Annotated in this window: 9 protein-coding genes; 4 read left to right on the forward strand and 5 right to left on the reverse strand. The window is 64.0% G+C overall.

The window, feature by feature from the left end; all coding sequences use genetic code 11:
• Window positions 1-32: 32 nt before the first annotated feature.
• Entirely contained in the window at window positions 33-2219 is a 2187-nt protein-coding gene (locus AC07XM_RS18180) for a patatin-like phospholipase family protein (protein ID WP_016488528.1), read from the reverse strand.
• Window positions 2220-2286: 67 nt separating this feature from the next.
• Between AC07XM_RS18180 and AC07XM_RS18185 the strand changes: the two genes are divergently transcribed.
• A complete protein-coding gene (locus AC07XM_RS18185; RefSeq protein ID WP_016488527.1) occupies window positions 2287-2568 on the forward strand; it encodes an Rdx family protein in 282 nt (93 codons plus the stop codon).
• Here AC07XM_RS18185 and AC07XM_RS18190 read toward each other — a convergent pair whose 3' ends face one another.
• Both AC07XM_RS18190 and AC07XM_RS18195 read right to left on the reverse strand, forming a co-directional pair.
• Window positions 2569-3459: a DMT family transporter gene (locus AC07XM_RS18190; protein ID WP_016488526.1), complete on the reverse strand. Its 891-nt coding sequence runs from the start codon at window positions 3457-3459 to the stop codon at window positions 2569-2571.
• A gap of 167 nt (window positions 3460-3626) precedes the next feature.
• A complete protein-coding gene (locus AC07XM_RS18195; RefSeq protein WP_016488525.1) occupies window positions 3627-4394 on the reverse strand; it encodes a helix-turn-helix domain-containing protein in 768 nt (255 codons plus the stop codon).
• Window positions 4395-4521: 127 nt separating this feature from the next.
• On the opposite strand from AC07XM_RS18195, the gene AC07XM_RS18200 reads away from it, so the two are divergent.
• Entirely contained in the window at window positions 4522-5334 is an 813-nt protein-coding gene (locus AC07XM_RS18200) for a UDP-2,3-diacylglucosamine diphosphatase (protein WP_016488524.1), read from the forward strand.
• A 39-nt stretch (window positions 5335-5373) separates the two neighbouring features.
• Here AC07XM_RS18200 and AC07XM_RS18205 read toward each other — a convergent pair whose 3' ends face one another.
• Window positions 5374-5685, reverse strand: coding sequence for an Mpo1-like protein (locus AC07XM_RS18205; RefSeq protein WP_016488523.1), 312 nt, complete (start codon window positions 5683-5685; stop codon window positions 5374-5376).
• 154 nt (window positions 5686-5839) lie between these two features.
• Here AC07XM_RS18205 and AC07XM_RS18210 point away from each other — a divergent pair, with 154 nt between their 5' ends.
• Entirely contained in the window at window positions 5840-6901 is a 1062-nt protein-coding gene (locus AC07XM_RS18210; RefSeq protein WP_016488522.1) for an AraC family transcriptional regulator, read from the forward strand.
• Here AC07XM_RS18210 and AC07XM_RS18215 read toward each other — a convergent pair.
• Window positions 6858-8312, reverse strand: a complete 1455-nt coding sequence (locus AC07XM_RS18215; RefSeq protein ID WP_016488521.1) for a TrkH family potassium uptake protein — start codon at window positions 8310-8312, stop codon at window positions 6858-6860. The genes AC07XM_RS18210 and AC07XM_RS18215 overlap by 44 nt on opposite strands.
• Before the next feature lie 102 nt (window positions 8313-8414).
• On the opposite strand from AC07XM_RS18215, the gene AC07XM_RS18220 reads away from it, so the two are divergent.
• Entirely contained in the window at window positions 8415-8972 is a 558-nt protein-coding gene (locus AC07XM_RS18220) for an NAD(P)H nitroreductase (protein ID WP_102689260.1), read from the forward strand.
• Window positions 8973-9290: the final 318 nt, after the last annotated feature.

The following is a 9290-nucleotide window of genomic DNA, read 5'->3' on the forward strand; positions in this document are numbered from 1 at the left end:
GCCCCTGGGGTCGCTTTGCGGCCCCCGGCGAATCAGAAGGTATGCCCCAGGTTCAGGTACACCGCCTGCTCATGCGCACTGTTGGTGCCGTAGCTGAAGTTCAGCGGCCCCAGAGGCGTTTCCAGCCCCAGGAAGATGCTCGCCGCATTGATGTAGCCGCTGTCGAACTCGTTGTCGTTGTTCCACGCGCGCCCACGTTCCAGCGACCCGCCAATGTACAGCGGGAAGTCCAGCGGTACATAGGCCCGTGGCGTCAGCCGGCGGTAATAGACCATGCGCAGCAGGCTCACGTTCTGCCCCGACACCGAGTCCTGGCGAAAGCCCGACAGCTCTCGTGCCCCACCCATCACGAAGCTGGACGTCACCACTTCGGTAGCGTCCAGGGTGCGCCCGTAGCGCCCGCCCAGCACGAAGGTGTTCGGCCCGCTACTGATGGCCTTGTCCAGGTTGAACAGCCACTGCCGGTAATCCTGGTCGGAGTCCAGCGATTTGTCGTACTTGCGCAAGGTCAGGCCAATGTCCTCACCGCTGTGCGGGAAATACACGTTGTCGAGGGTGTCGAACGAATACTTCAGTTCATAGAAGCCCTCGTTGAAGCTGACCTTGGGCAGGTCCTGGTCGCCAATGCGTACCTCGGCCTCGCCCCAGGCCTTGCCCACGCCCAGGCGTACTTCACCGTTGGTGCCAATCTGGCGGCCGAGGTTCAGGCCAAAGCCGTAGCGTTCCAGGCGGTACTCTGCGACGGGGTCGTTGTCCAGGGTGGCTTCGATGTTCTGTGAGCTGAAATCCAGGTACGGCGCAATGAAATAGCGCGAGCCAACGTCCAGCGGCTGGTAGAACTCGCTGTACAGTTCTTGCTGGTCGCCGATCTGGCCACGGGTCAGCCACTCGGCACCCAGGCTGTTGATGCCATTGACCCGGTAGCTGGCGCCCAGGTTGAAGGCGCTGTCACCGCGCAGGTCGTCCGAAAGGTTCAGGCCCAGGCGCAGGTAGTCGGTGCCGCCGCGTCGACCGCGGGCGTTGATCACCAAGGTGTTGTCGTTGCCCTTGTGCACCACGCGGTACTGCACCCGGTCGAAGTAGTCCAGGCCGTAGAGCGTGCCCATGTCGGTCTGCAGGCGGTCCAGCTCAAGGGGGGCGTCGATCGGCTGACGGATGTAAGAGCGGATCACGTCGTCGCTGACCTTGGAGTCGTTCTCGATCCGGATCGCGGTGATCACCGGCGTGCGCTGGCGTGGCGAGCGGGCCACGGCCAGGTTGCTGTCACCCTCAGGCTCGCGCAGGGCAGCCAGGCGTTGGTCGAGCAGGCGGGTGGCGCGGTAACCGGCGTCGATCATGTCCCGGGCACGGCCGAAGTCGGTCACGCCGAAGGCAGCTAGCGATGGCTGGATGAGGATGTCATCGCGCTGCAGGCTGGCCAGTTGTTCTTCCGAATTGCGCCGTGTCATCAGGGTAATCGACTGGTTAAGCACGTCGACCACGGTCAGCAGTTGCTTGCGATCGCGCAGCGGGGTACCGATGTCGACCACGATGGCCAGGTCCACGCCCATTTCGCGGGCCACGTCGACGGGGATGTTGTCGACCATGCCGCCGTCCACCAGCAGGCGGCCGTCCAGTTCGACCGGGGCGAACACGGCGGGGATCGACATGCTGGCACGGATGACCTGGGGCAGATGGCCGTGGCGGAACACCACCTTTTCGCCACTGGCGATGTCAGTGGCTACAGCGCGAAAGGGGATGGGCAGCTTGTCGAAATCGCGGGTATCGGCGGTGTGCGCCAGTTTGCTTTCCAGCAGCAGTGACAGGTTCTGGCCCTGGATCACCCCCAGCGGCAGGCCCAGGCTGCCGTCGTCGCGAAAGCTGAGCTTTTGCTTGACCAGGAAATCGCGATCATCCTGCTTGCGCCGGAACGGCACGTCCTTGCGCGGCGGGGCATCGGACAGCGCCTGTTGCCAGTCCAGGGTGGTGGCGAGCTTTTCCAGTTCTGCGACACTGTAGCCCGAAGCGTAAAGCCCGCCGACCACTGCGCCCATGCTGGTGCCGGCGATGGCGTCGATGCGCACGCCCTGTTCCTCCAGTGCCTTGAGCACGCCGATGTGGGCCAGGCCACGGGCGGCACCCCCCGACAACACCAAGCCGACCTTGGGCCTGGCAGGTTCCGCAGCGGCAGCCATGAAGGAGGTGAGGGCGAGCAGCAAACAGCACAGCAAACGGCGCATCGTGAGTCTCAAACCGTGGGCTAAAGACCGCTAGTATAAGCGGCCCCTTACCTGGAGATGCCTCAGCATGGCCGACAACAAGCCCGAAATCGTCATCACTTATTGCACCCAGTGCCAGTGGCTGCTGCGCGCTGCCTGGCTGGCCCAGGAACTGCTCAGCACGTTTGCCGACGACCTTGGCCAGGTCGCGCTGTCACCGGGCACCGGCGGGGTCTTCTGCATTACCTGCAATGGCGTGCAGATCTGGGAGCGCAAGGCCGACGGCGGCTTCCCCGAGGCCAAGGTGCTGAAACAGCGGGTACGCGACCAGATCGACCCGCAGCGTGACCTTGGCCACAACGACCGCTGATCAGGCGCCCTCGGCCAGTGGCCGCTGCTTGGGTGGTTGTTCGCGGGTCATGCGGCTGGACAGCACGATGGCGAAGATGATCAACGCGCCGCCCAGCAGCATGCGCAAGGTCGGGGTTTCGGCGAACACCACCCAGGCCACGGCAATGCCATAGACCGGCTCCATGCCGAACACCACGGCGGCGGTGCGCGCCTTGATCACCGCCAGGCTGGCGACGAACAGGCTGTGCGCCACGCCGGTGCAGAAGATGCCGAGCAGGGCGATCCACAGCCAGTCCATGGCCGCCACGCCTGCCAGACCTGGTGCGGCGAACGGCAGCAGGCACAGGCCTACCACCAGGTTCTGCCACAGGGCAGCCTGTACTGCTGGCAAACGCCCGGAGCCGGCGCGGTTGGTGAGGGACAGCAGCGAGAACAGCAGCCCTGACAGCAGTGCCCAGAGCAGGCCGCCAGTGGCCTCGCTGGCCAGGTCGAAATCTGGCGTGACCAGTATCAGGCCGATGCTGACCAGCAGCACCAGCACGGCCTCGTTGCGGCGGATGCGCTCGCGGAACAGCAGGCCTTCGAGGATGACGGTGAAGGCCGGGAAACTGGCGAAACCGAGGGTGGCGATGGCCACGCCGCCAACTTTGACGGCAATGAAGAAACTGACCCAGTGGCCGGCCAGCAGCACACCGCCGAGCAGCAGGCGACGGATATCCTGGCTGCTCAGGCGCTGCCAGCCCGGGCCGGTCAGGCTGGCGAACAGGGCCAGGGCGAGTACGGCGAAGGCGGCGCGGCCGAAGACGATGATCGCCGGGCTGGCAGTGGCGGCCAGTTTGCCGAAGACGCCGGTCAGGCCGAAGAACAGCGCGCCAATGTGCAGGGCGCCGAGGGCGGTGCGGTGGTTCATGGTGGTCCTTGCTCAAGATCTTTATCGACGTTGCCGGCCTCTTCGCAGCACAAGGCTGCTCCTACAGGGACTGTGCGTATTCTGTGGGAGCAGCCTTGTGCTGCTAAGAGGCCGGCACTGGCAAAGTGTAAAACCACAGGCCAACGATTTCTGTCGCAAGACTGCTGTCAGTTGTCGCCAGGCTCTCGCCGCAAAGCCATTGGCGTACACCCGAACGCCCGCAACATCGCCGCTGAAAACGCACTCTGCGAGCAATACCCCACCTGCGCCGCAATTTCACTCATCGGTAGCACGGTCTGCACCACCAGCCGCCGCGCCTTGAGCAAGCGCCGCTGGCGAATGTAGTCCATCGGTGTCATGGCGCATTCGGCAGTAAACCGCGCATGCAGCCGGGCGCCGGACAGCCCGGCGATGCGCGCCAGGTCGGCGACCTGCAACGGGTAGGCAGCATGCTGCTCGATATGGGCATCGAAGGCTGCATAGGGTAGGCGCTGGCTGGGGCGCACGTTGGCTGCTGCCGTGCAGTTGAGGCTGGCCAGCAACAGCGCTGCGCCTTGCCGGGCAATCAGCGGGTCGTCCATGGGGCTGGCCGCCAGCCAGTCCACCAACTGTTGCTGACGGTCGTCCAGGCCCAGCGCGGCGGGGCGGTCGAGCAGGCGGCGGCTGGCATCGGCATGCTCGCCCAGCTGCTCGTGCAGCCACTGCTCGCCAGGCACATCAAGCACCAGGCAGTGGCTGCCGCCATCGCTGGCGCAGGTGTGATGCGCGCCTGCCGGGACCACGACCAGCCCTTGCCGGTCGATCCCGGCGCCTTGCCCCTGTACCTCGAACTCCAGGCGGCCACGCAGGCCGAACACCAGTTGCGGGTGTTCGTGGCTGTGGGCGATCAGGCTGTCGCGGTAATGGCGCAGCGAGAGTATCGGGCCGGCGGTCATGGGGGCGTCCTCGCAGGGCAGATCCGCATTGTGCCTCATTCCCGGCAGGCGATCACCGGTAACCGTTTTGCCACGGCGCTGTCATGCGCGCCTGCCAGTCTCCAGCAAACTGCGCCGGAGCCTGTCCATGACCCATGCCGAACTCTCCCGTCCCTCGCGCAAGCAACGCGTGCGTACCCTGTGGATCTCCGATGTCCACCTGGGGACACGCGACTGCCAGGCCGAACACCTGTCGCAGTTCCTCAAGGGCTACCAGGCCGACCGCGTGTACCTGGTAGGCGACATCATCGATGGCTGGAAACTGCGCGGTGGCATTTACTGGCCACAAGCCCACACCAACGTGATCCGCCGCTTGCTGACCATGAGCAAGCGCGGTACCGAGGTGATCTACGTCACCGGCAACCATGACGAATTCCTGCGCCGCTACTCGAAGCTGATCCTGGGCAACATCCAGCTGGTGGATGAGGCCGAACACCTGACCGCCGATGGCCGCCGCCTGCTGGTGATCCATGGTGACCAGTTCGACGTGATTACCCGTTACCACCGCTGGCTGGCGTTTCTCGGTGATCGTGCCTACGGGTTCACGTTGGTGCTCAACCGTTGGCTCAACCACTGGCGTGCGCGGTATGGCTATGGTTACTGGTCGCTGTCGGCGTACCTGAAGCACAAGGTCAAGGGCGCGGTGAACTTCATCAGCGACTTCGAGGATGCCATTGCCCATGAGTGCACCCGGCGTGGTTTGCACGGGGTGGTGTGTGGGCATATCCACCATGCCGAGATCCGCAAGGTGGGCGAGGTGGACTACCTCAATTGCGGAGACTGGGTGGAGTCGTGCACGGCGCTGATCGAGCATTGGGATGGCCGTATCGAGCTGTATCGGTTGGCCGATGCCCAGGCGCGGGAAGCGCAGGCAGTGGCGGCGTCGCGTGAGCCGGCTTAGAGGCTGCAGAACCATGGGGCCGCAACCCGCCCTCAATGTCTACAGCCGGATCTTGCCCAGCAAGATATCCCGGAACATCACGAAATCCCCGGCCAGGCTGTACAGCGGGTAGGTGAAGGTCGCCGGCCGGTTCTTTTCGAAAAAGAAGTGCCCGACCCAGGCGAAGCCATAGCCGAACAGCGGCACGGCCAGCAAAAGCAACCACTTGCCACTGCCAATGGTGTAGGCCAGCAGCGCTATTACCAAGCTGGTGCCGACAAAGTGCAGGCGGCGGCAGGTGGGGTTGCTGTGCTCCCCCAGGTAGTAAGGATAGAACTCGGCAAAACTGCGATACTGCGCTGTGCGGTTCATGGCAGTGCTCCGGGATTAATACTTCTGGACAAGATGCACGGCGTGGAGCCTGATTCGAGTCTAGAGTGACTGACGGGGCCTACCAGTGACAATAGGCGCCAAATGAGTATCCTTGGGGTTCACCGCAGGAGCGGTCGGTAAAAAGAAGCCTGTCATGAGCGAAAGAACCACGTCAGCCAGCTGGGCATCAGGGATTGTGAAGGCGCTCGAACTGGAAGGGCTGGACTGCCCGTCCATGTTCAAGCAACTGGGGCTGGACTTCGCTGCCCTCGACGACCCCGATGCACGTTTTCCGCAAGATTCCATGACCCGGCTGTGGCAGCTGGCGGTGGAGCTGTCAGGCAATGAAGCCATTGGCCTGAACATGGCCCGCGTGGTACGGCCGGCTTCGTTCCATGTGGTGGGCTATGCATTGATGTCCAGCCGCACCCTGGCAGAAGGCTTCCAGCGCCTGGTGCGGTACCAGCGCATCATCGCCGAAAGCTCCGATCTCAGTTTTGTCCTTGGCGACGAGGGCTATTCGCTGATCCTGACGGTGCATGGCGACCATCTGCCCCCGACCCGGCACAGTGCCGAAGCATCGCTGGCCTGTGCGCTGGCGCTGAGCAAATGGCTCAGTGGGCGGCCGGTACAGCCGCGCCGGGTACTGGTGCAGGGGCCGCAGCCAAAGAATGTCGAGCCGTACAAAGTGGCGTTCCATTCGCCCCTGGTGTTCGGCGCGCCGCACGATGCGCTGGTGTTCGAACGGGCCGACATGGAGGCGCCGCTGCCGACTGCCAACGAGGCCATGGCGGTGCTGCACGACCGTTTTGCCGGGGAGTACCTGGCACGATTTTCCGAAAGCCGGGTTACCCACCGCGTGCGGCAGGTGTTGTGCCGCATCTTGCCGCAGGGGGAACCCAAGCGCGAAACCCTGGCCCAGGCCTTGCACTTGTCGCAGCGCACCTTGCAGCGGCGTCTGCAGGAGGAGGGCACCAGTTTCCAGAGCTTGCTTGATGACACCCGTCGCGAGCTGGCCGAGCAATACCTGGCCCAGCCGGGCATGACACTGCTGGAAACCGCCTACCTGCTGGGCTTTGCCGACCCCAGCAATTTCTACCGGGCATTCCGCCGCTGGTTCGATGCCACCCCAAGCGAGTACCGCGCCCGCCTCGGCACGGACGCCGAGGGGGTCAGTGACGCCAGAACGCCGGCATACACAGCACCAGCACCGTAATGATTTCCAGGCGGCCAAGCAGCATGCCGGCCGCCAGGATCCACTTGGCCGCGTCCGGCAGCGTGGCATAGTTGCCCGACGGGCCGATCACTTCACCCAAGCCCGGGCCTACACCCGAAACTGTGCCGGCAGCGCCGGTCAATGCGGTCATCCAGTCCACGCCCAGCAACGACAGCAACAGGGCCATGACGCAGATGGTGATGGCGAAGAAGAACGAGAACGTCAGAATCGAGCGCACGATGTCTTCGTCGAGGCGGTGGCCGTTGTATTTCTGCTTGATCACCGCACGCGGGTGGATCAGTTGGTTGAGGCTGGCCTTGAGCAGGATGTAGGCCACCTGGAAGCGGAAAATCTTGATACCGCCTGCGGTCGAGCCGGAGCAGCCGCCGACGAAGCCCAGGTAGAAGAACAGCATCAGCGAAAAGTTGCCCCACAGGCTGTAGTCGCCCAGGGCGAAGCCGGTGGTAGTGACCACCGAGGTCACGTTCAAGGCTACGTGGCGCAGGGCATCGAGCCAGTGCAGGTTGGTGCTGTACCAGTACCAGGTGCCCAGGACCAACCAGGTAACCACCAGCATGCCCAGCAAACCTTGCACCTGCTGGTCACGGATCAGCGCCCTGCGGTTGCCACGCAGGGTCGCGACGTAAAGGGTGAACGGCAGGCTGCCCATGATCATGACCACCACCGCGACCCAGTGCACGGCCGGGATATCCCATTTTGCCAGCGACTGGTCGGAGGTGGAGAAGCCGCCGGTGGAGATTGCCGACATGGCGTGGTTGATTGCATCGAACGGGCTCATCCCCGCCCACCAGAAGGCCAGCGAGCCGAGGATAGAGAAGCCGACGTACACCCCCACGATCGACTTGGCCACCATGTGCGAGCGTGGCATGACCTTTTCCGAGCGGTCGGACGATTCGGTCTGGAACAGGCGCATGCCGCCGATGCGCAGCAATGGCAGGATCGCCACCGCCATGGCGATGAAGCCGATGCCGCCGAGCCAGTGAAGCATCGAGCGCCACATGAGAATACCCGGCGACATGTTATCGAGCCCGCTGAGTACGGTAGCGCCGGTAGCGGTGATGCCCGACATGCTCTCGAAGAAGGCGTCGGTGTAGCTGATGTGCTGGGTCAGCAGGAACGGCAGGGCGGCAAACACGCACACCACCAGCCAGCTGCTGACCGTGAGCAGGTACATGTCACGCGGGCGCAGGTGGACATGCTCGGGGCGGCCCTGTACTACCAGGGCCAGGCCGGCGATGAAGGTGATCAGGCTCGACCAGAGGAAGGAGGGCATGTCACCAGTGCGCTCGAAGATCACCAGGGTCGCCATGGGCACAGCCATGCCGACGGCGAGGGTAATCAGGAAGATGCCGATGATGAAACCAATGATCCTTAAGGTCGGCAACGCCATGTGATCTGCTCTGACTCGAAACGGAAGGGCGCCATTCTACCTATGGGTCTGGTGATGTAAACGCTAGAATGGCCGCACATTCAACTGCCAGGAGGGTAGCCGATGGAGGCTCTCGACGCATTGCTCAACCGTGTTTCCGTGCCACGCCTGACTGACCCGGGACCCAATGCCGCACAGCGCGAGGCGCTGTTCCAGGCTGCCTTGCGCGCCCCGGATCATGGCCAGCTGCGACCATGGCGCTTCCTGACCATCGAGGGCCAGGGCCGTGAAAAGCTGGGTGAGCTGTTCGCTGAAGCGGTGCAGAACAAGGGCGAAGCCAGCCAGGCTGCGCTGGACAAGGCCCGCGCCATGCCGCTGCGGGCGCCGCTGCTGATCGTGGTGATCGCCAAGCTGCAGGACCACTTCAAGGTGCCCAAGTCCGAGCAGCGTCTGGCAGCCGGCTGTGCGGCGCACGGCATTCTGATTGCCGCGCATGCGCAAGGCATCGGGGCGGTGTGGCGTACCGGGGACATGGCCTTCGATGCCCATGTGCACAAGGGCCTGGGTCTGGCCCAGAATGAAGAGTTGATCGGTTACCTGTATGTCGGCACGCCGCTGACCGAGCCGCGCACTGCGCCGGTGCTGGACACTACCGAGTTCGTCAGCGCCTGGGGCGAGTAACGCAGCCTGGGGCTGATTTATTGCATCAGGGCCACTGGCCTCTTCGCGGGGCAAGCCCGCTCCCACAGGTACTGTGCGGTGCCTGATACCTGCGCCGTACCTGTGGGAGCGGGCTTGCCCCGCGAAGAGGCCAGTGGCCTTTACATCACATCAACTGCCAGTAGCTTCAGCCAAAGGCAACTCCAGCCTGGCCACCAAGCCCCCCCTGTGGATGGTTGTCCGCGCTGCCTGATACCTGCACCGTACCTGTGGGAGCGGGCTTGCCCCGCGAAGAGGCCAGTGGCCTTTACATCACATCAACTGCCAGTAGCTTCAGCC

The organism is Pseudomonas sp. GW460-LB5 (assembly GCF_059423245.1).

Excerpts from the sequence above, each read along its gene's own strand:
- AC07XM_RS18180 (WP_016488528.1), bottom strand. The coding sequence starts at position 2,219 with ATGCGCCGTTTGCTGTGCTGTTTGCTGCTCGCCCTCACCTCCTTCATG.
- AC07XM_RS18185 (WP_016488527.1), top strand. The coding sequence starts at position 2,287 with ATGGCCGACAACAAGCCCGAAATCGTCATCACTTATTGCACCCAGTGC.
- AC07XM_RS18190 (WP_016488526.1), bottom strand. The coding sequence starts at position 3,459 with ATGAACCACCGCACCGCCCTCGGCGCCCTGCACATTGGCGCGCTGTTC.
- AC07XM_RS18195 (WP_016488525.1), bottom strand. The coding sequence starts at position 4,394 with ATGACCGCCGGCCCGATACTCTCGCTGCGCCATTACCGCGACAGCCTG.
- AC07XM_RS18200 (WP_016488524.1), top strand. The coding sequence starts at position 4,522 with ATGACCCATGCCGAACTCTCCCGTCCCTCGCGCAAGCAACGCGTGCGT.
- AC07XM_RS18205 (WP_016488523.1), bottom strand. The coding sequence starts at position 5,685 with ATGAACCGCACAGCGCAGTATCGCAGTTTTGCCGAGTTCTATCCTTAC.
- AC07XM_RS18210 (WP_016488522.1), top strand. The coding sequence starts at position 5,840 with ATGAGCGAAAGAACCACGTCAGCCAGCTGGGCATCAGGGATTGTGAAG.
- AC07XM_RS18215 (WP_016488521.1), bottom strand. The coding sequence starts at position 8,312 with ATGGCGTTGCCGACCTTAAGGATCATTGGTTTCATCATCGGCATCTTC.
- AC07XM_RS18220 (WP_102689260.1), top strand. The coding sequence starts at position 8,415 with ATGGAGGCTCTCGACGCATTGCTCAACCGTGTTTCCGTGCCACGCCTG.